The organism is Mesopusillimonas faecipullorum (assembly GCF_020539505.1).
GTDB lineage: Bacteria > Pseudomonadota > Gammaproteobacteria > Burkholderiales > Burkholderiaceae_B > Mesopusillimonas > Mesopusillimonas faecipullorum.
Window position 1 is genome coordinate 1 of sequence record NZ_JACDXW010000004.1, and the last position, 19,031, is coordinate 19,031.

General features: G+C 64.5%; 21 protein-coding genes and 1 pseudogene. 19 read left to right on the plus strand and 3 right to left on the minus strand.

The window, feature by feature from the left end; genetic code table 11:
• The 18 genes from H0484_RS08330 to H0484_RS08415 all read left to right on the plus strand — a co-directional run.
• Positions 1-761, plus strand: a 761-nt coding sequence (locus tag H0484_RS08330) for a TraM recognition domain-containing protein (RefSeq protein ID WP_226954130.1), incomplete at its 5' end; no start/stop codon positions are given.
• Positions 758-1,507 carry a TIGR03747 family integrating conjugative element membrane protein gene (locus tag H0484_RS08335; protein ID WP_226954131.1) on the plus strand — a complete coding sequence of 250 codons (750 nt, stop codon included), beginning with the start codon at positions 758-760 and terminating at the stop codon, positions 1,505-1,507. The genes H0484_RS08330 and H0484_RS08335, both read left to right, overlap by 4 nt.
• Positions 1,508-1,605: 98 nt before the next feature.
• The gene (locus tag H0484_RS08340) at positions 1,606-1,989 is read left to right on the plus strand and encodes an integrative conjugative element protein, RAQPRD family (RefSeq protein ID WP_226954132.1); all 384 of its coding nucleotides are present in this window, start codon (positions 1,606-1,608) and stop codon (positions 1,987-1,989) included.
• Entirely contained in the window at positions 1,986-2,219 is a 234-nt protein-coding gene (locus tag H0484_RS08345; RefSeq protein ID WP_022579861.1) for a TIGR03758 family integrating conjugative element protein, read from the plus strand. Before H0484_RS08340 ends, H0484_RS08345 begins: the two co-directional genes overlap by 4 nt.
• A 16-nt stretch (positions 2,220-2,235) precedes the next feature.
• The gene (locus H0484_RS08350; RefSeq protein WP_226954133.1) at positions 2,236-2,595 is read left to right on the plus strand and encodes a TIGR03745 family integrating conjugative element membrane protein; all 360 of its coding nucleotides are present in this window, start codon (positions 2,236-2,238) and stop codon (positions 2,593-2,595) included.
• Positions 2,596-2,608: 13 nt separating this feature from the next.
• Positions 2,609-3,019, plus strand: a complete 411-nt coding sequence (locus H0484_RS08355) for a TIGR03750 family conjugal transfer protein (protein ID WP_033981950.1) — start codon at positions 2,609-2,611, stop codon at positions 3,017-3,019.
• Positions 3,016-3,708 (plus strand): PFL_4703 family integrating conjugative element protein, encoded by a 693-nt coding sequence (locus H0484_RS08360; RefSeq protein ID WP_033981951.1) that lies wholly within the window; start codon positions 3,016-3,018, stop codon positions 3,706-3,708. Before H0484_RS08355 ends, H0484_RS08360 begins: the two co-directional genes overlap by 4 nt.
• A complete protein-coding gene (locus H0484_RS08365; protein ID WP_041025070.1) occupies positions 3,705-4,634 on the plus strand; it encodes a TIGR03749 family integrating conjugative element protein in 930 nt (309 codons plus the stop codon). The genes H0484_RS08360 and H0484_RS08365 overlap by 4 nt, the downstream gene beginning before the upstream one ends.
• On the plus strand, positions 4,624-6,033 hold the full coding sequence (locus tag H0484_RS08370; protein ID WP_226954134.1) for a TIGR03752 family integrating conjugative element protein: 1,410 nt from the start codon (positions 4,624-4,626) through the stop codon (positions 6,031-6,033). Before H0484_RS08365 ends, H0484_RS08370 begins: the two co-directional genes overlap by 11 nt.
• Positions 6,014-6,463 carry a TIGR03751 family conjugal transfer lipoprotein gene (locus H0484_RS08375; protein ID WP_226954135.1) on the plus strand — a complete coding sequence of 150 codons (450 nt, stop codon included), beginning with the start codon at positions 6,014-6,016 and terminating at the stop codon, positions 6,461-6,463. Before H0484_RS08370 ends, H0484_RS08375 begins: the two co-directional genes overlap by 20 nt.
• Positions 6,463-9,372 carry a conjugative transfer ATPase gene (locus H0484_RS08380; protein WP_226954136.1) on the plus strand — a complete coding sequence of 970 codons (2,910 nt, stop codon included), beginning with the start codon at positions 6,463-6,465 and terminating at the stop codon, positions 9,370-9,372. The genes H0484_RS08375 and H0484_RS08380 overlap by 1 nt, the downstream gene beginning before the upstream one ends.
• Positions 9,373-9,387: 15 nt before the next feature.
• The gene (locus H0484_RS08385; protein ID WP_226954137.1) at positions 9,388-10,152 is read left to right on the plus strand and encodes a DsbA family protein; all 765 of its coding nucleotides are present in this window, start codon (positions 9,388-9,390) and stop codon (positions 10,150-10,152) included.
• A 192-nt stretch (positions 10,153-10,344) separates the two neighbouring features.
• Positions 10,345-10,839, plus strand: coding sequence for a JAB domain-containing protein (locus H0484_RS08390; protein ID WP_033981957.1), 495 nt, complete (start codon positions 10,345-10,347; stop codon positions 10,837-10,839).
• Between the two features lie 162 nt (positions 10,840-11,001).
• On the plus strand, positions 11,002-11,448 hold the full coding sequence (locus tag H0484_RS08395; RefSeq protein ID WP_226954138.1) for a TIGR03757 family integrating conjugative element protein: 447 nt from the start codon (positions 11,002-11,004) through the stop codon (positions 11,446-11,448).
• Positions 11,445-12,392, plus strand: a complete 948-nt coding sequence (locus H0484_RS08400; protein ID WP_058137603.1) for a TIGR03756 family integrating conjugative element protein — start codon at positions 11,445-11,447, stop codon at positions 12,390-12,392. The genes H0484_RS08395 and H0484_RS08400 overlap by 4 nt, the downstream gene beginning before the upstream one ends.
• A 10-nt stretch (positions 12,393-12,402) precedes the next feature.
• Positions 12,403-13,809: an integrating conjugative element protein gene (locus H0484_RS08405; RefSeq protein WP_226954139.1), complete on the plus strand. Its 1,407-nt coding sequence runs from the start codon at positions 12,403-12,405 to the stop codon at positions 13,807-13,809.
• Entirely contained in the window at positions 13,806-14,162 is a 357-nt protein-coding gene (locus tag H0484_RS08410; RefSeq protein ID WP_058137601.1) for a hypothetical protein, read from the plus strand. The genes H0484_RS08405 and H0484_RS08410 overlap by 4 nt, the downstream gene beginning before the upstream one ends.
• 12 nt (positions 14,163-14,174) lie before the next feature.
• Positions 14,175-15,692: a conjugal transfer protein TraG N-terminal domain-containing protein gene (locus H0484_RS08415; RefSeq protein ID WP_226954140.1), complete on the plus strand. Its 1,518-nt coding sequence runs from the start codon at positions 14,175-14,177 to the stop codon at positions 15,690-15,692.
• A 19-nt stretch (positions 15,693-15,711) separates the two neighbouring features.
• Here the strand turns inward: H0484_RS08415 and H0484_RS08420 are convergent, their stop codons facing one another.
• From H0484_RS08420 to H0484_RS08430, 3 genes are read right to left on the minus strand one after another with little or no spacing between them, the layout of a single operon-like run.
• On the minus strand, positions 15,712-16,086 hold the full coding sequence (locus H0484_RS08420; RefSeq protein ID WP_023112374.1) for a DUF3742 family protein: 375 nt from the start codon (positions 16,084-16,086) through the stop codon (positions 15,712-15,714).
• 26 nt (positions 16,087-16,112) lie between these two features.
• The gene (locus H0484_RS08425) at positions 16,113-16,571 is read right to left on the minus strand and encodes a type II toxin-antitoxin system YhaV family toxin (RefSeq protein ID WP_226954141.1); all 459 of its coding nucleotides are present in this window, start codon (positions 16,569-16,571) and stop codon (positions 16,113-16,115) included.
• Positions 16,571-16,888: a type II toxin-antitoxin system PrlF family antitoxin gene (locus H0484_RS08430; RefSeq protein ID WP_226954142.1), complete on the minus strand. Its 318-nt coding sequence runs from the start codon at positions 16,886-16,888 to the stop codon at positions 16,571-16,573. The genes H0484_RS08425 and H0484_RS08430 overlap by 1 nt, the downstream gene beginning before the upstream one ends.
• A gap of 308 nt (positions 16,889-17,196) precedes the next feature.
• Between H0484_RS08430 and mobH the strand changes: the two are divergent.
• A pseudogene (mobH, locus tag H0484_RS08435) lies at positions 17,197-19,020 on the plus strand (MobH family relaxase).
• The last annotated feature ends 11 nt before the right edge of the window (positions 19,021-19,031 follow it).

Here is a 19,031-nt window from a genome sequence, read left to right on the forward strand (position 1 = left end):
ATTCCATGTTCTCCGACTTGGTTTCGGTCGCCGGCCACATCTACAAGCACGGGATCGACGACGGCCTGCCGGGCGCATCGGCTGGCTCGCGCGTGCCGATCAACGTCCATGCCGATGAGTTCAACGAATTGATGGGCGACGAGTTCATTCCGCTGATCAACAAGGGCGGCGGCGCTGGCCTGCAAGTCACCGCGTACACGCAGACCCTCTCGGACATCGAAGCTCGCATCGGCAACCGCGCGAAGGCCGGTCAGGTGATCGGCAACTTCAACAACCTGTTCATGCTGCGCGTGCGCGAGACGGCTACCGCTGAATTGCTGACCCGGCAATTGCCGAAGGTTGAGGTCTATACGACCACCATCGTCAGCGGCGCGACCGACAGCTCCGACATTCGCGGCGCGACGGACTTTACGTCGAACACCCAGGACCGCATCAGCATGTCCAGCGTGCCGATGATCGAGCCATCGCACATCGTCGGCCTGCCCAAAGGCCAGTGCTTCGCGCTGCTGCAGGGCGGTCAGCTTTGGAAGGTGCGCATGCCGTTGCCGGCGCCAGACCCGGATGAAGTGATGCCGGCGGACTTGCAGCAACTCGCGGGGCACATGCGTCAGAGCTACAACGAGGCCACGCAGTGGTGGGAATTCACCAGCTCCCCGGTCTTGCAGAACGCGGCCTTGCCGGACGACCTGCTCGATGAGGCGGTCATCGCCACACCCATCACCGACACCGGCGATACGGCCAGCGAAGAGGCCGCGCCATGAGCGACGCTGCCTCCACTGCGCAGCGCGAGCAGAACCGCCGCCAGGGCCTGATCGTCGGCACCATCACCTTGCCGTTCCGGCTGCTCGGAGTACTGGTCGGCTCGCTGCTGTTCTCGATCCTGATGGAGTGCATCGGCATGCACCTGTTCTGGAAGGACCAGGGCTGGCAGCACTCTCAGCAGATGTTGCAGTACGAGCTGGGGCACCTGTCCAACCACTTCACGCGCAGCGTGGTCGTGCAGGAACCCGGACGCACGGCGCACGCGCTGGTGGACACCGGCTACGAATGGGTGTTCGTGCGCTCAGGACTGCTGGAGCGCATGAGCCAGACCGCCGAGCGCGCCCGTGCGCCCAGTCAGGGGCAGACACGAAACTTCCGCTACTTCATCAGCCAAGTCTATGTTTGGGCCGAAAGCTACCTGATCGCTGCCGCCTTCACCACGCTCACTTTTTTGGTGCGTCTGTTGGTCCTGGCGCTCACGCTTCCGCTGATCTTCACGGCGGCATTTGTCGGTTTGATCGACGGTCTGGTGAGGCGTGACGTGCGCCGGTTCGGCGCGGGCCGCGAATCCGGCTTCATCTACCACCGAGCAAAAGCCAGTCTGATGCCGCTGGCCGTGCTGCCCTGGGTCACGTATCTGGCCTTGCCGATCTCGGTGCATCCGCTGCTGATCCTGCTGCCGAGCGCCGCCTTGCTGGGACTGGCCGTGAGCCTGACTGCAGGGAGCTTCAAGAAGTATCTCTAAGCGATCAATCCGGTCATTCGCAGGTTCTTATTGTTTGCGGCCTGAAACGCCTCTGATCGCCACGATCAAGCCATTGCTGATCACACAGGAATGGCGCGATGTTGGCTCCGATCAGGCTGCGCGCCGCGCATCGCGGCGTGCCCACTTTTCTCGTGACGGCCCTACTGATGGGGCAGTCTTCGATGGCGTTGGCCGAATCCCCGATGCAGCGTCAGGAGCTGGTTGCCGCGCTGCGCCAGCTCGCCGCGCTGGAGCGCACCGTCGCAGATAGCGCGACGCATACCCCCATCACACCGGGCGAGCGCTACCACTTCGATTACCCGCGACTACTGGCTGACCTTGAGCGTGTGCGCGCTGGCATCCTGGCCCATCTCACACCGTCGCGCGCCCAGCCGCGCGACCTCTCCGAACTGACTGGCGAGTACCGCACTGAGCGGGCTGCCCCGCCATCGCTGCCGACGACTGCGCAGGGCAGACCATGAACGGCGCCCAGGTCTCGGCATTTCAAGCCAACAGCGGCATCGCACCATCCGCGATGGCGACCGTCCTGGTCGGCGTCGTGTTCGCGGTTCTGCTCGTCTGGGGCGTCTGGGCCATCCGAACGGCCTACGTGGGGTGGGCCGAGAACCGCCTCAACCAGCGCCAGTTCCTCGGCGTCTGCATCCGCTTCGTCGCGATGTACCTCGTGCTGACGTTCTTCCTCCTCTCCTGACCTGAAGGGATTGACCATGCCAAACCGCATCCTCACTACTCGTTTTGTCCAACGCGCCGCCGTCGTCCTGGGTGCCGCCGCATTGCCCGCGCTGACGTTCGCGCAAGGCCTGCCGCAGTTGGAAAACCCGACCCGCGGCGCTGGCAGCGGCATCATGGACACGATCAGGAACTACGGCTACGACATCATCATGCTCGTGGCCCTGCTGGTGGTGGCGTCGATGTTTATCGGCGTGTGCTATCACGCCTACGGCACCTACGCGGAAATCCACACTGGCCGCAAGACGTGGGGCCAGTTCGGCCTCACGGTCGCCATCGGCGCTGTCCTGCTCGTGATCGGCATCTGGCTGCTCACCGAAGCCACCGGCATCCTGTAAGCGAGGACGGGCCATGTCCGAGCAACAGCATGTCCGTGCCGATGGGACAGTCACGTTCCTTCCACACCGGCTCAACAGGCACCCGGTGGTCGTGCGCGGCCTCACCGCCGACGAGTTGTGGATTTGCTGCGGCCTGTCTGGCGCCGCCGGCCTGGTGGTCGGCGCTCCGTTGTCCTGGGTGTTCCGCACGATTGCCATCGCGCCGACCTTCGTTGTCCTGGGCGTGGCGCTGGGCGTGTTCATCGGCGGCGGCATTCTGCGCCGCCTCAAGCGTGGGCGTCCCGACACTTGGCTGTACCGGCAGTTGCAATGGCGGATTGCCACGCGCCATCCGCTGATGGCCGGTTGGGTGGGCGACGATGTGCTGATCTCGCGCTCTGGCTTCTGGACTACCCGCAGGGGCAGGCATGGGGGCGCACGATGAGCCGTTTCAAGAACGAGATCACCCACCTGCAGGCGCACATCAGGACGCTGCGCCTCGGCGCGGGTGCGCTGGTCGTCGTCGCCCTGGTCATGGGCGGAGGATGGTGGAGCGCACCGCGCGACCTGACCATCCACGTCCCGCCTGACCTGCGCTCCGGCAGTACCCGCAAGTGGTGGGAAGTACCGCCTGAATCGGTCTATGCGTTCACGTTCTACGTGTTCCAGACCCTCAACCGCTGGCCGACGAATGGCGAAGAAGACTACCCGCGCAATCTCCACACGCTCTCGCCGTACCTCACCCCGTCCTGCCAGGCCTTCCTGCGCGCGGACTACGACTACCGCCGCAGCACCGGCGAACTGCGCCAGCGCGTGCGCGGCATCTATGAAATCCCCGGTCGCAGCTATGGCGACAACCCCACGGCGCGCGTGCGTGTGATTTCCGACCGCGACTGGGTGGTGACATTGGACATCAGCGCCGACGAGTACTACGGCGCCGAGCAGGTCAAACGCGCCTTGGTGCGCTACCCCGTAAAGGTCGCGCGGGTGGACGTCGATCCCGCCCGCAACCCCTTCGGCCTGGTGCTCGACTGCTACGAAGGCACGCCCCAGCGCATCAGCGCACCGGAGCCGACGCGCCCAGTGCCTGGTGGAATGACGCCGCAAGCGCCTCAAGGAGGTAATTCCCCATGAAGCATCCTGTACTCGCGCTGCTGGGGCTGCTGGCCGTGGCCGCCACAGTGGTCGCGTCCCCCGCCGTCCAGGCGGTGGAAATCCTACGTTGGGAGCGCATGCCGCTGGCGGTGCCGTTGAAGGTCGGCCAGGAGCGCATCGTGTTCATCGACCGAAACGTCCGCGTGGGCGTGCCTGCGGGCGTCGGTGAGCGGCTGCGCGTGCAGAGCGCGGGCGGCGCGGTGTACCTGCGTGCCAGCGAGCCAATTGAGCCAACACGGCTGCAATTGCAGGACGCCGACACGGGCGCGCTGATCCTGCTCGACATTGCGGCGGAACTGCCCAAGGACAGCGAAACTGAGCTGGAGCCGGTGCGCATCGTTGAAGGCGACAGCAACCCGGCGCGCTATGGCGGTCAGCCTGACGGACCCGATACACCCCAGACGCGCGTCCAGAATCAGGCGGACACCCGGACGACGCGGCGCGAAACGCCAATCCCTGTCGTGTTGACACGCTTTGCGGCACAGAACCTCTACGCGCCGCTGCGCACCGTGGAACCCTTGCCAGGCGTTATTCGGGTCAACCTGCGCCGCGACCTCGACCTCGGCACGCTGATGCCGACCTTGCCGGCACGCGCGGTCGCGGTCGCCTCGTGGCGACTGGAAGACCAGTGGGTCACTGCCGTGCGCTTGACCAACAGCAGCAACGACTGGATCAACCTCGATCCGCGCATGCTGCACGGTGATTTCCTCACCGCCACCTTCCAGCATGAGGCGCTCGGCCCACGCGGAACATCTGAGGACACGACCGTCCTGTACCTGGTGACGCGCGGGCACGGCCTCGCGCAGTCGCTGCTGCCGGCGATCCATCGCTTCGACCCCGCAGTGCATCTTCCGCAGCCAAAAGCAGCAGCCAGCGACGACAGGGAGGCCCGCCATGCGCAGTAACGGACTCCTGAAGTGGCTACTGATCCCCGTGGCCCTGCTGGTGCTGTTTGTCGCCATCCGGCTGTTCTCTGGAGGCGGTGCGTCGGCGCCGCCCACCGCAGATGGCGGCGGCAGGCTCACGCCGGAGGAAATGAAGGCGCTGGGCATCGAGGGCGATACCCCGCGCGACACCGTGGCGACGCTGGTTGCCCAGGTGAAGCAGTTGCGCACCGAGCTTCAGACCGCGCTGTCCGACAACAGGTCGCAGCGCGAGGAGAATCAGCGACTGCGCCAGCGCGAGAGCGCCATCGACCAGCGTATCAGTTCGGCCCTCGAATCCGAACGCTCCGACCTGCGCCGTGACCAACAGCAGGCGGCCAGCGCGCGCCAGCAGACCGAGGGGCTGCTCGCCGACCTGCAGCAGCGCCTGGACAGCATCGGCGGTCGTGGCGGCGGCCATGCCGATTTGCCGGTGGGGCTGGGCCTGCGTGACGGCGACGAGGCCGGCATGGAAGGCAGTATGCGCTGGGTGGAGCCTGATGACGCGAAACAAAGCGATGGACGAGGCAGGTCGAATGGCGGCATAAACTTTCCCACCAGCTTCGGTTCTGCACAGAGCACGCTGGAAACCACAGCGCAAACCGTGGCGAACGCGGGCGCACGCGCCGCTGGCGTCAAGACCGCGACGCCCGTCTACACCGTGCCGACCAACTCAACGCTGATGGGGTCGGTGGCAATGACGGCGCTGATTGGCCGCGTGCCGATCGACGGCACGGTGAACGATCCGTACCCCTTCAAGGTCTTGGTCGGACCGGACAATTTGACCGCGAACGCCATCGACATTCCCGATGTGGCCGGAGCCGTGTTCTCCGGCACCGCATCAGGCGACTGGACGCTCTCGTGCGTGCGCGGCCAGGTGCGCAGCATCACCTTCGTGTTCCATGACGGAACCATCCGCACCATTCCCGAGGATCGCGAGGGCAACCAGCAGAACAACCAACAACGTGACGGCCTGGGCTGGATCAGCGACCCGCACGGCATTCCCTGTGTCAGCGGCGAGCGGCGCAGCAATGCGCAGCAGTACCTCGGCACCCAGGCCCTGATCACGGCGGCTGGCGCTGGCGTGGCCTCACTGATCGAATCCGACAGCGGCAGGGCGTCCTATGTCGGCGCCGACGGCTCCATCGGCAGCGTGGGCATCAGCGGCCAGGAAGCCGTGGGCCGGATTCTCGCCAGTGGCGTTCAGGACATGTCGAGCTGGGTCAACAAGCTCTACGGCCAGGCCTTCGCTGCCGTTTATGTGCAGCCCGGTGCCAAGGTCGCCGTCCACCTCGAAAAGCCGCTCGCCATCGACTTCGACCCAGAAGGCCGCAAGGTCGATCACCGCGCAGGAGAAAGCCATGCTCTCGAACTTGAATAGCTGGTCTCAAGGCCTGGCGCTGGCGTTGGCCGTCGCGCTGCTCGGCGGCTGCGCGACCAGCAAGGAAAAGCTGCTGACCCACGGCGACAGCACGATGATGGATATCTGGCAGCAGAACGCCGGAGACGGCGGCGGTGGCGCCGGCCAGGTGGCACGCAGACAGTTGCTCGATGCGCGCCAGAGCCTTCGCCGTCCGCTGACCGAGGCCGACGTGCAAGCCGTACCTGCCGAGCAGATGCGCTACACGCGCACCGCGCGCAATGAGGTCTATCGCCAGTTCCAGCGCCTGCCCAACCCAGACCTCGTGATGTACGTGTATCCCCATTTGGCGGGCACCGACCCGGTGCCGATTCCGGGCTATACGACTGTGTTCCCGCTGTACCAGCGCGTGCAGTACGCCATGCCAGGCGAGCGCGTGGAGGACTACTGATGCGTTGGAAACTCCCCTGGCCGAGGCTGGCCACACCGAAGCTGGCCGCGTCCGGCGCTGGCGATGACGAGGAGCCGGACGGCTGGCAGCGCCACGTCGAGGCACTGCACCAGGCCGGTATCCCCGAACCCGGCACGGCGGTGCAAGATCACAGGCCGGCGACCATGGCAGACGAGCAGACGCTGTATGAGGTCGCGCCGTCGTTCGTGGAACTACTGCCCTGGGTGGAGTTCCTGCCGCAGTCGAAGGCCATGTTGCTGGAGGACGGGCAATCGGTGGCGGCCTTTTACGAGCTGGTGCCGCTGGGCACCGAAGGCCGGGAACCCGGCTGGCTCGCGCAGGCCCGCGATGCCTTGGAGAACGCGCTGCAGGACAGTTTCGATGAACTGGACGAAACCCCCTGGGTGTTGCAGCTCTACGCCCAGGACGAGCCCAGTTTTGACCAGTACATGCAGACCCTGCGCGACTATGTGCAGCCGCGCGCCCGTGATACAGCGTTCAGCGAGTTCTACCTGCGCTTCTTCGGCCACCATCTGCGCGCGGTGGCCAAGCCGGGCGGCCTGTTCGAGGACACCGTAGTCACGAGATTGCCGTGGCGCGGCCAGACCCGCCGGGTCCGCATGGTGGTCTACCGCCGCGTGACCGGGCAAGGGCAAAACAGCCGTCGCGGGCAGACGCCCGAGCAGATGCTCAATATCGTCTGCGACCGCCTGTGCGGCGGACTGGCGAACGCCGGCATTCAGGCCCGGCGCATGGTCGCGGCAGATGTTCATGACTGGTTGCTGCGCTGGTTCAACCCGCGCCCCACGTTGCTCGGGCCTGGGGCCGAAGACCGGGAGCGCTTCTATACATTGGCGCGCTATCCCGACAGTGCGGAGGAAGGCGAGGACGGCGAGATCGAGCTGGCGAGCGGACGGGATTTCAGCCAACGGCTGTTCTTCGGCCAGCCGCGTTCCGACGTGGCGCACGGCACCTGGCATTTCGACGGCATGCCGCACCGCGTGCTGATCACCGACCGCCTGCGCATGCCGCCAGGCACGGGACACCTGACCGGCGAGACGCGCAAGGGCGACGCCATCAACACGCTGTTCGACCAGATGCCCGAGGACACCACCCTTTGCCTGACGCTGGTCGCCACGCCGCAGGATGTTCTCGAAGCGGATCTCAATCATCTGGCGAAGAAGGCCGTGGGCGAAACCCTGGCATCCGAGCAGACGCTCAAGGACGTGCATGAAGCTCGCTCTCTGATCGGCAGCGCGCACAAGCTCTATCGTGGCACGCTGGCGTTCTACCTGCGCGGGCGCGACGAGGCGGAACTGGATCGGCGCGGCCTCGACCTGGCGAACGTCATGCTCAACGCCGGTTTGCAGCCGGTTCGCGAAGACGACGAGGTGGCACCGCTGAACAGCTACTTGCGCTGGCTGCCGTGCTGCTACAACCCCGGCCAGGATCGGCGCAAGTGGTACACCCAACTGATGTTCGCCCAGCACGCGGCGAACCTCTCGCCCGTGTGGGGCCGCGCCCAAGGTACGGGGCACCCCGGCATCACGATGTTCAACCGCGGCGGCGGGCCGATCACCTTCGACCCGCTCAACCGCCTGGATCGGCAGATGAATGCCCACCTGTTTCTGTTCGGCCCGACAGGTTCGGGCAAGTCAGCGACCCTCAATAACCTCTTGAATCAGGTCACGGCGATCTACCGTCCCCGCCTGTTCATTGTCGAGGCCGGCAACAGCTTCGGCTTGTTCAGCGACTTTGCCCGGCGCCTGGGCCTGACCGTGAATCGGGTCAAGCTCGCTCCGGGCTCTGGCGTTACCCTGGCGCCGTTCGCGGATGCGCGCCGGCTGATCGAGACGCCCAGCGACGTGCAGACGCTCGACGCCGATGCGCTGGACGAAGACCTGCCACCCGATGCTGTGGCCATGGAGGCAGATGAGCAGCGCGACGTACTGGGCGAATTGGAGATCACCGCGAGGCTGATGATCACCGGCGGCGAAGATAAAGAAGAAGCCCGGATGACGCGAGCCGACCGCTCACTGATCCGTCAGTGCATCCTCGATGCCGCCGAGCACTGCCACAGCAAGGATGGCGAGAAGCGCACCGTTCTCACGCGCGATGTGCGCAACGCGCTGCGCACGCGCAGCCAGGATCCGACGCTGCCGGAAATGCGGCGTGTGCGGCTGCTGGAGATGGCCGACGCCATGGACATGTTCTGCCAAGGCACGGACGGCGAAATGTTCGACCGCGACGGTTCGCCATGGCCCGAAGCCGACATCACCCTGGTGGATCTGGCGACCTATGCCCGCGAGGGCTACAACGCGCAGCTTTCTATTGCCTACATCAGCCTGATCAGCACGGTGAACAACATTGCCGAGCGCGATCAGTACCTGGGCCGCCCGATCATCAACGTCACCGACGAAGGGCACATCATCACCAAGAACCCGTTGCTCGCACCCTACGTGGTGAAGATCACCAAGATGTGGCGCAAGCTGGGGGCCTGGTTCTGGCTCGCCACACAAAACATCGACGACTTGCCGCGCGCTGCAGAGCCCATGCTCAACATGATCGAGTGGTGGATCTGCCTGTCGATGCCGCCCGATGAGGTGGAGAAGATCGCGCGGTTCCGCGAACTCTCGCCTGCGCAGAAGGCGCTGATGCTTTCCGCGCGCAAGGAAGCCGGGAAGTTCACCGAGGGCGTCATCCTCTCCAAGAGCCTGGAAGTGCTGTTTCGGGCCGTGCCACCGAGCCTCTATCTCGCGCTCGCGCAGACCGAACCCGAGGAAAAATCCGAGCGTTACCAGCTCATGCAGCAACACGGCATCAACGAACTCGATGCGGCCTTCAAAGTGGCCGAGAGAATCGACCAGGCGCGCGGCATCAAGTCGCCAGCCGTGGGCCTGCCGCAATAGCCGCCGGAGACTGCCGTGAAACCGAAACGCCCTTCCATTCCTATGCCGGTGCAGGCGTTCCGCCGTCGGCGCTCGCGCAAGCGCTGGCCCTGGTTCTTGGCCGCTGGATTGATCGCGCTGCTGTTGATATGGATCGTGTCCCGCATTCCCAGCGAACCCGCGTCGCTGCCTCCCGCACCGGTCAGTGCTGCGCAAGTAGCCGGGCCTCCCTGGCAGATGGGCAACCCCGAGAGCCGATTCACGCTGACGCTCTATGCCGACCTCGAATGTCCGTTCTGTCGAGCGTACTTCCCGCAGCTCAAGCGCTGGGTGGATGCCAACGCGGACGTAGCCCTGCAATGGCACCACCAGCCGCTGGCCGCGCACGAACCGGCCGCCTCCGCCGAGGCACGCCTGGCCGAGTGCGCCGCCGAGACAGGTGGGCATGCGGCCTTTTGGCAGGGCATTGAATGGATCTATGCGCACACACGTAGCGACGGCTTGGGCTTGCCCGAGGGTCTGCGCTATCCCGGCCTCAACCCAGCCGTCGAGCAGTGTTTGGCCAGCGAGCGACCGGATAGGGTGATTCGCGCTCAGGCCGAGGAAGCCACCAAGGGCGGCGTGACCGCGACGCCTTCGATTCGTCTGCAGGATCGCCAAACCGGTCAGGCAATCGTGCTGCCGGGGCCGATCGAAGGCGATGCACTGCTGTCGGCCATGGACATGCTGGTGGCTGAGGATGCCGCCGCTCCACCGACCACCGAAATGCCTGCCGACGTTGTCGGCGACATGCCCAGGTAGCCTGCGGTCATTGAGGCTACGGCGCAGCACGCTGCGCTGACCGCGACCCGTTCGCCTCGCATCCTGGCCGCGAACGATCACCGCAGCAGCGGTGATGGATGCACCCTGTTCCCTTGTTTTTTTTCCTATCCCAGGAGGGCTTGCCCTCCTGGGGCATGTGCGCCCTTCGATTTCCCTGTCTGGAGGTTCGCCATGTCTGTCGTCATCAATGACTCCTGCCTGGAGTCACTTTCCGATATTGCCGCTCAGCACGAAGACTGGATCGTTCAGCAAGCCATCGTGCTGCTGGAGCGACGGGTTTTCAAAGCCGGGCCACGTCTTGAACGGCCCGCTGCGGTCAGGGACTACCTTCGCTTGAAGCTGGTCGCCGAGCCCAACGAGATCTTCGTCGTTGTATTCATGAACAGCATGCACGACGTGCTGGCCGTGGAGCCGATGTTCCATGGAACGATCAATGCGACCTCGGTTTATCCACGGGTCGTGCTGCAGCGCGCTTTGCAACTGAACGCCGCTGCGGTCATCTTCGCCCATCAGCACCCCTCGGGTTCCACCGAGCCATCCAATGCGGATCGCGTGCTGACCGAGCAGTTGAAGACCGCCTTGGCGCTTATCGACGTGCGCGTACTCGACCATTTCGTGATTGGTCAGGGCACGCCGTACTCGTTCGCCGAGTCGGGTCTTTTGTAGGAAAGCACGTGGTTCACTGATCACAACGGGGGCTTCGGCCTCCGCTTTCTCCATGCGGCGGCACAACCAGGTATGCGGGGTGCCCGCGATGCGCATTGTTTGTTGGGGCGGCAGCGGGTTCGCGTTCGACTATGGCTCTGATCAACTTCAAGGGCACGCGACATGCCAGCATCTTTACTCTGCTTCGCATCCGGCTGGCGAACCCTTGGCCTGGCCGTTGCACTGCCGGCGTCCTTGGCTGTTTTGAGCCCAGCCACCTTCGCCGCCGATGTGGTGGTCTTCACCGACAGCCGCCACCCGGTCAAGACCATGGGTGGCGAGCGGTTGATCGAGTTGGATGAAGGCCCGCGCATCGAAGCCGAGCTTTCCGCACAGCTGCCCGCCGACCCTGAACAAGCCACGGCCATCGTCAAGCGCCGCCTGAACAACGGCGGTGCCGACCTCCAGCGCCGCATTGCGTCGGCATACCAGGGCGTCGCCGACGCATGGAACCTGGGCGTCACCAGCATCCCGGCGGTCGTGGTGGATCAGCGTTACGTGGTCTATGGCGAGCCGGACGTGGCCCGTGCCGTCGCGCGCATCGAGCAACACCGGAGGCCGCAGCCATGACCCGACCCTTCGAGCGGATGCGCCGTCTGCGTGCTGGCGTGGCCTCGGTGCTGCTGCTCAGCGCTACCGGCAGCTACGCCCTCAACACCGCAACCATCGTTGGCTCAGTAGCATCACCAGACTGCCTCGAATACCGCGTCGTCGGCATCTGCTACTGGCTCTACTGCACCTGGACGGGCTGCACGGTGCGCACGTCCATCAAAGTCCGCCACTACATCCCCGATGCGGTCGTCTCCAGCTACAGCAACACCGGCGAGAACCCCTGGGTCGAAGTCCGGGCGATGAGCGCACCCAACCCGTCCGCACAGGCCGGCGGTGACGGCACCACCAACGAAGACCACGAGAACAATCTCGCCAAGTTCAAGAACGCAGACGTGATCGGCCACCCCGGCGTCGAGGTGTTCAACCAGTTCGTCTCATCCTCGGGCTACTTCTGCGAGGGCGCGGGCACGGCGTTCATGCCGTACCTGCTCAGCACCCTGGACACGCTGGCCTGGCGTTACAACGTGCCCGAGATGGTCTACCCGGAGGCGCTGATTCCGGGTAGGCGCGAGGTCGGCGCGCGCACCACGCTGAACCTGTGGGGCAACGTGTATCCGCGTGGCGGTTTCCTGCACCAGGCCGACGACCACAAGGCTGGCGCCGTGGTGGCCCAGCGCGCTGGCGATGTCGTCACGCGCCGTGGACAAATCCACGTTTATCAGCCGCTGCTCGCCAACTCGCGGCCCGGCTACTGGCCTGCCGGTGCGCTGATGGAAGGCGATGCCTCGACGGGCAAGTGGCAGGAACTCACGCCCGTCCTGTCCTCTTCTTGCACGGTGTTCCCGCGCGGCGGCTTCCTGACCCAAGCCCAGCAAGGCGACTACGCCTGGGCGCTGTGGCGGCCCTATGCGTGCTGCGAACGCCGGGGGCAAGTGTTCCTCGGCAGCGTCGATTTCCAATGAGGGTACGGCGATGAAGCGTCCTGAACTGATGATCCTCTCCCCAACGGCACGCCGCCTGCTGCGTCCAACGGTATTGACTGGGGTGCTGGCTGGCGCACTCGTTCATGGCGGCGGCCTGGCGTGGGCACAGACCGGCTTTCAGACCGGCGGCTCCGTGATCGGCGACGAGGTGATGTATTCGATCGGCGGCGGCAGCGCAGTGTCCATGAGCCGCGCTGCCGGCATGCGTTCGATCGGCGTCGGCGTGGGCTGGAACAGCAACCTGATCTGCGGCGACATGAGCATCCAGACCACGCTGCGCAACCAGCTCAACGGCGTCACCAACGGCTTTCAGCAGATCATGAGCAACGTGATCCAGAGCGCCACCAGCGCGGTGGCATCGCTGCCTGCGCTGATCATCCAGCGCGCCGATCCCGGCCTGTACAACCTGCTGACCAACGGCGTGCTGCAGGCGCGCCTGGATTTCGACCGATCCAAGCTGACCTGCCGTGCCATGGCCGAGAAGATGGCCGACACGGCGGGCGGACAACTCGGCTGGAGCCAGATGGCCGAAGGCATGGCACTGCGCGATGCGGTGTCGAGCACGGATGCCGTGTCGGCAATTGAACAGGCGGAGACGCGCCGCGGCAACGACGGCGTGCCTTGGGTGGGTGGTAGCAATGCGGGCGGCGCAGGCCAGTCGGCCATCCGCGTGGTCGGCGACGTCACCCGCGCAGGCTACAACCTGGTCAACGGCCGCAGCGTGACCGACACATCGTCCATCGCTGCCGCCAGTTGCGCGAGTCTGTCTTGCCAGACCTGGACCTCGCCACAGCAGGCGACCGAATGGGCCACACGGGTTCTCGGCGAACAGGTGCAGCGCACCTGCGATTCCTGCACCAAGACCGAAACGGTGCCCGGCGTCGGGCTGACGCCGCTGATCCAGGATGAGTACGAGGCAAAGCTGGAAGCCTTGCAGGAACTGGTCTCGGGAACGCGCAACACCACATTCGAGAACCTGCGCGCAGCTGGTAGCACCTCGCTGCCGATCACGCGCGGCGTCATCGAGGCGCTGCGCGACGAACCAGACCAGGACCTGCTGGCGCGGCGCCTAGCCTCGGAGGTGGCGCTGTCGTCGGTGCTGGAGAAGGCGCTGCTGCTCCAGCGCACGCTGCTCACCGGCAAGAAAGAGCCCAACGTCGCGGCGAACCAGTTGGCGGTCGAGGCCGTGAACAACGAGAGTGACACGCTCGACCGCGAGATCCGCAACCTGAAGACCGAGCTGGAGCTGCGACGCGAGCTGGCGAACAACTCGCCGATGGCCATCATCCAGCGCCATGGCACACGCGCGGCTGGCTCGCGTGGCATTTACGAAGGCGATCCCATTCCCGACCGCCTCGACCAGCTCCAGAAGGGCAATCCGGGAGGCAACCCATGAACCCGTCGCATGCCAGCTGGCTGCTCAACCGGCGCACGACGAAGGCGCTGCTGTGGACGGTGTTGCTCGTTACCGCCGCTGTGGGCGCCAACGTCGTCGGCATTTACCTCGTCGGCAGCGTCGCCAGCTGGGAGCGATGGTTGACGGCTACGGCGGGTTACTTCATGGCGTGGCGACTGTGCCTGTACGGTGCGACCGCCTACGGCTGGGTCTGGATGCGCCGCCGGCTGCTGGCGCGTGAGGCCCAACGCGGGGCGGATAGACAGGCGCGGCGTCGCCTGGTGCGCAGCGAGATCGCCGGCGTCGCCGCCATTGTGGCGTTGGAAGCCAGCCTGTTGATGCAGGCCGCTTGAGGGGGCGAGGACATGACGCTTTTCACCACCGACTACCTGGAGTACTACCTCACGCTGGTGTCGTGGATCGTCCATAACGGCATATGGGCCGTGCTGGTGGCGAGCGGTGTCTTTGCGCTGCCTTTCATTGCCATCATCGTGCAGGAATGGCTGAAGGCCCGTGCGGAGGGTGCCGACGAAGGCAACAAGGGCGTGCTCTCGGCTGCGCGCATCGAGAACCGGGTGTTCGTTGCCATCATGGTGGTGATGTTCGCCGGTATTCCATTCATCGACGTGGACCTCAACACCATCCGCTACGACAGCGCACGCTCGGCCCAATGCCAGGTCAGCGTGCCGCAACCCACGGATACCGGCTGGTCACAGTCCTTCAGCACTATCAACAACCAATCGGCGAAGGTGCCCGTCTGGTGGGCCTTTATGCACACACTCTCGCGAGCAGTGACCGGTGCCTCTGTGGCGGCGATTCCCTGCGGCACCGACTTGCGGCAGATGCGCATGGAGATCGACGCGACGCGCATCGACGACCCGGTATTGGCTCAGGAAGTGGCGGATTTCTCGCGGGACTGCTACGGACCGGCACGCGCCAAGCTCTTCATGCAGCGCCCGGACCTCGATGAGACACAAATGCACGACGTGACCTGGATCGGCTCGCGCTTCTTCACGGACACCGGCGGCTACTACGACAGCTATCGCTCCAGCACACCACGCGATGACTGGCCCTACGACAGCAACCGTGATGCCGGGCTTGCGCAGGTGGCCAGCGGTGGCGGCTATCCGTCCTGCAGGCAGTGGTGGGCCGATGGCAGCAATGGCCTGCGTGCACGCCTGCTGGGGCAGGTAGACCCAAGCCTGCTGAATCGCCTGGCGGGCTGGGCCGGCTTTCTGAGCCGAGCCGAGGTGGACGACTCGGTGATCCGCACCATCGCCTCGCCACGGCAGCAGAAATTGAACCAGGGCAGCGTCTATACCGACTACGGCGGCCAGATCGACAAGACCCTGCCGAACATCGTGACGCGGGCCACGGGCGACGTCGGAATGGCCGTCGGTGCGATTGCCGCGTTTCCGGCCATGGACGTGGTGCGCCAGGCGCTGCCCATGGTGCTCGCGTTACTCAAGATGGCGCTTGTGATCTGCATCCCGCTGGTGCTGGTCGTGGGCACCTATGACCTGAAGACCGTCGTCACCGTCAGCGTCGTGCAGTTCGCACTGTTCTTCGTCGATTTCTGGTTCCAGCTCGCACGATGGATCGACAGCACCATCCTCGATGCGCTCTACGGCTGGGGCTTCGGCTGGAACCGGCCACACAGCAACTTCGACCCGCTGGTGGGGCTGAACAACGCCTTTGGCGACATGCTCCTGATGTTCGTCACGGGCACGATGTTCCTGGTATTGCCGACCTTTTGGATCGGTGCGCTGACCTGGGCCGGAATCCGCGCTGGAACGATCGCAAACAGTTTCTCAGCAGGTACGAGGGATGCAGGCGCTGCCGGTGGAAAAGGAGCTGGCGCAATGTCAAGGAAGTTGAAGTGACGCACACTCAAGCCGAGTGTCAGTCATCATCCTTGTACATCTCATGAGATGTGTCGTTGTAGAGATTCGGGTCATAACCCGGTGTCTCTCGAAGTTCTTCCAAGGTGGTAGGAAACTGCAAATGGAACTCTTCGTCTGAATGGCTCTGATTTGCTGCCCATCCCACAGCCACGACACAAACCAACAGCAGTGCCAGCCAGAACGCGGAATAGAGCAGTACACCGAGCACGACCAGCTTGACCAACCACAACAGCACGGTGGCACCAGCTACCGGCACACCCTTGGATACCAACCAGTTCGACGCCCGCCGTTCGCCACGCACATAGGCGCGCCATCCACGGCCAAAGCTACGGCCGAGGCGTTCTGCTGTGCTGATGCGGGTCGTGGTGCTCATGATTGTCTCCTGCTGCTGAGGGATACCTATTTCAGTTTGCTCCAATCCTGCTTGCTTGCCTGTACCAATGCGCTCCATTCGTCCGGCGGATTCCCGCGCCCGAGCATCTTCTCGAACACGGCATACGGGTCTGATTTGCTTCCCGAAGACCGCAGGGTCTGTTCATCGTTGACCCAGCCGTACACGATGACCTTCGTCTTCGAGTCGTAGCGGAAGAACAGCCTATACCGTCTTCCGAGCTTGGCCCGCCGCCAGTGGCGATAGGCCGGCCCCATGGTGTTGCCCTGGCGGTATTCGTCGCGCGCCGGATCACTCGGCACCACGTCTTGTATCAACTGGACCAAGGCCCGGAAGAACTTGACGTTGGCGTTCGATCCGAACCCTTCCGGGTCGTTCTCTTGGGCGCGCAGCACGGCCGCACGCAGCTTCATCATCTGCTCGATCAGGTTGTCGTGGAACAGCAGTGTCCAGCCATGCTGTTGCATCAGATTTCCACGTCCTCATCGAAAGCATCGCCCAGCTCCACCTTGTGGCCCGCGTGCTCCAGCATGGTGCGAGCCAGATCCTCGGGCAGGCCGCGCACATTTCGGCCCGCTTCAATGTCGCGCGCCAGCAGGGTCAGGAACGCGGCAATGGCAGGGTCCTCGTGCTCGACGTCGGCGCGCGTCACGACGACTTCGCCGCCACGCAGGTCGAACGCAACCTTACCGCCGGTGTCCACGCCCAGGGCTTGGCGGATGGACTTGGGCAGCGTGATCTGGCCTTTGGAGGTCAGTGTGGCAACTTCGTGAATGGCAGGCATGGCGGCACTCCTGAACGCAATACCCACATTGTAAGGAAATATCCTTACCTCGTCAATGATAGCTCTCACCGGGGTTCTCCAGCATTCAACAATGAATCTCATCGTAGGGTAGGAACAGCCAGCCTTCCCGCATCAATCCGGCCTCACCACCCCCACATTGACGGTGGACGACCAATGCCCACCGCTCTATATCCAAAGGCTTCTAAAGGCCAAAGGGCCGAAATGGCAAGGGAATGGGGTGCAAGGGGAAAGGCCCTACCCGAAAAGGCGAAAAGGCCTCCCGCTTGGCCAGCCACCAGGACACCCACATGCTCTCTCTGTTCCAGCGGAAACGGCCTCCGGTCGCTGCCGCGCCATCGCCGGCACCCACCACCGACCTCCCGAAAGGACTGATCAGGCCGGAATCGGCCGCATCGCTGCTGGCGACACCGCGCCGGCAGAAGCTGCTGGAACACATCTGGCAGCGCACCTCGCTCTCGCGCAAGCAGTTCGGAGCGCTGTACCGCGCGCCGCTGGAACGTTATGCCGAGCTGGTCCAGGCTTTCCCGGCATCCGAAGCGCATCACCATGCCTAGCCAGGCGGCATGCTCGACCACGGCCTGGAAATCGTCGCCTACGCGCTCAAGCTGCGGCAGTCCCATCTGCTTCCCATCGGCGCCAGCCCCGAAGACCAGGCAGCGCAAGCCGAAGCCTGGACCGCCGCCGTTGCCTATGCCGCACTGCTGCACGACATCGGCAAGATCGCCGTCGATCTGCACATCGAACTGGCCGACGGCAGCATCTGGCACCCGTGGCACGGCCCGCTGCTGCACCAGCCATACCGCTTCCGCTACCGCGATGATCGCGAATACCGGCTCCACAGCGCCGCGACAGGCTTGCTCTACCGGCACCTGCTCGACCGCGAAATCCTGGACTGGCTCAGCGGCTATCCGTCCCTGTGGGCGCCGCTGCTCTATGTCATGGCCGGGCAGTACGAGCACGCTGGGGTGCTGGGCGAATTGGTGGTGCAGGCCGACCGTGCTTCGGTGGCCCAGGAACTGGGTGGCGACCCCACACGTGCCATGGCCGCACCCAAGCACGCGCTGCAACGCAAGCTCCTGGACGGGTTGCGTTACCTGCTCAAGGAAGAACTGAACCTGAATCAGCCGGAAGCCTCCGATGGCTGGCTCACCGAAGATGGCTTGTGGCTGGTCAGCAAAACGGTCTCGGACAAACTGCGGGCGCACTTGCTGTCACAGGGTATCGACGGCATCCCTGCGAACAACACCGCCGTGTTCAACGTATTGCAGGAACATGGCATGTTGCAGCCGACGCCCGATGGCAGGGCGATCTGGCGCGCGACCGTGGTCAGTTCGACCGGCTGGTCCCACTCGTTCACGCTGCTGCGTCTCGCGCCCGCGCTGATCTGGGATTCTGGCGAGCGACCGGCGCCATTTGCCGGGACGGTGGTGATTGACACGCCCACCGCAGGCGAAGATGTCGTGGCAGCGGCCATCCTGCCTGCGGACGGCGCTGCGTCCGCCTTGGAGATCCAAGATGCTCCGCCCGAGGCACTGGCCATCCCTGACGCCATGGAGGACATGCTGGCGATGGTGGCAATGGAAAACTCGCCAACCACCCAGCAGGACGTGGAAACCGCAGCGAACGAAGTACCCGCTGATCTTCCCGATGAACCCCTGCCAACCTTGGCCACCGTTGCGCCTTCGCCGCAGGCCTCTACACCCTCGACGGCACATCCCTCCGGCGAGCACTTCATGGCCTGGCTGAAACAGGGCATCGCCACGCGGCGACTCATCATCAATGATGCGAAAGCGCTGGTCCATACCGTGAGCGACACCGCCTACCTGGTCAGTCCGGGCGTATTCCAGCGCTATGCGCAGGAACACCCGCAGGTAGGCAAACTGGCCAAACAGGAGAACCAGCAGGACTGGCAGTGGGTGCAAAAGCGATTCGAACGGCTGCAATTGCATCGAAAACAACCCAGCGGTTTGAATATCTGGACATGCGAAGTCGCAGGACCGCGAAAATCACGGAAGTTACACGGCTACTTGCTTGTCCAGCCAGAACTTATCTTCGGCGAAGTGCCACCCAACAATCCCTACCTGGGCGTTCCGCCTATGCAATTGAACTGATTCAGTCTATG

Bases quoted from the DNA above. Each gene is read 5' to 3' on its own strand.
- H0484_RS08430 (WP_226954142.1), bottom strand. From the start codon at position 16,888: ATGCCTGCCATTCACGAAGTTGCCACACTGACCTCCAAAGGCCAGATC.
- H0484_RS08390 (WP_033981957.1), top strand. From the start codon at position 10,345: ATGTCTGTCGTCATCAATGACTCCTGCCTGGAGTCACTTTCCGATATT.
- H0484_RS08360 (WP_033981951.1), top strand. From the start codon at position 3,016: ATGAGCCGTTTCAAGAACGAGATCACCCACCTGCAGGCGCACATCAGG.
- H0484_RS08410 (WP_058137601.1), top strand. From the start codon at position 13,806: ATGAACCCGTCGCATGCCAGCTGGCTGCTCAACCGGCGCACGACGAAG.
- H0484_RS08365 (WP_041025070.1), top strand. From the start codon at position 3,705: ATGAAGCATCCTGTACTCGCGCTGCTGGGGCTGCTGGCCGTGGCCGCC.
- H0484_RS08340 (WP_226954132.1), top strand. From the start codon at position 1,606: ATGTTGGCTCCGATCAGGCTGCGCGCCGCGCATCGCGGCGTGCCCACT.
- H0484_RS08375 (WP_226954135.1), top strand. From the start codon at position 6,014: ATGCTCTCGAACTTGAATAGCTGGTCTCAAGGCCTGGCGCTGGCGTTG.
- H0484_RS08400 (WP_058137603.1), top strand. From the start codon at position 11,445: ATGACCCGACCCTTCGAGCGGATGCGCCGTCTGCGTGCTGGCGTGGCC.
- H0484_RS08350 (WP_226954133.1), top strand. From the start codon at position 2,236: ATGCCAAACCGCATCCTCACTACTCGTTTTGTCCAACGCGCCGCCGTC.
- H0484_RS08380 (WP_226954136.1), top strand. From the start codon at position 6,463: ATGCGTTGGAAACTCCCCTGGCCGAGGCTGGCCACACCGAAGCTGGCC.
- H0484_RS08395 (WP_226954138.1), top strand. From the start codon at position 11,002: ATGCCAGCATCTTTACTCTGCTTCGCATCCGGCTGGCGAACCCTTGGC.
- H0484_RS08415 (WP_226954140.1), top strand. From the start codon at position 14,175: ATGACGCTTTTCACCACCGACTACCTGGAGTACTACCTCACGCTGGTG.
- H0484_RS08425 (WP_226954141.1), bottom strand. From the start codon at position 16,571: ATGCAACAGCATGGCTGGACACTGCTGTTCCACGACAACCTGATCGAG.
- H0484_RS08405 (WP_226954139.1), top strand. From the start codon at position 12,403: ATGAAGCGTCCTGAACTGATGATCCTCTCCCCAACGGCACGCCGCCTG.
- H0484_RS08370 (WP_226954134.1), top strand. From the start codon at position 4,624: ATGCGCAGTAACGGACTCCTGAAGTGGCTACTGATCCCCGTGGCCCTG.
- H0484_RS08335 (WP_226954131.1), top strand. From the start codon at position 758: ATGAGCGACGCTGCCTCCACTGCGCAGCGCGAGCAGAACCGCCGCCAG.
- H0484_RS08355 (WP_033981950.1), top strand. From the start codon at position 2,609: ATGTCCGAGCAACAGCATGTCCGTGCCGATGGGACAGTCACGTTCCTT.
- H0484_RS08345 (WP_022579861.1), top strand. From the start codon at position 1,986: ATGAACGGCGCCCAGGTCTCGGCATTTCAAGCCAACAGCGGCATCGCA.
- H0484_RS08420 (WP_023112374.1), bottom strand. From the start codon at position 16,086: ATGAGCACCACGACCCGCATCAGCACAGCAGAACGCCTCGGCCGTAGC.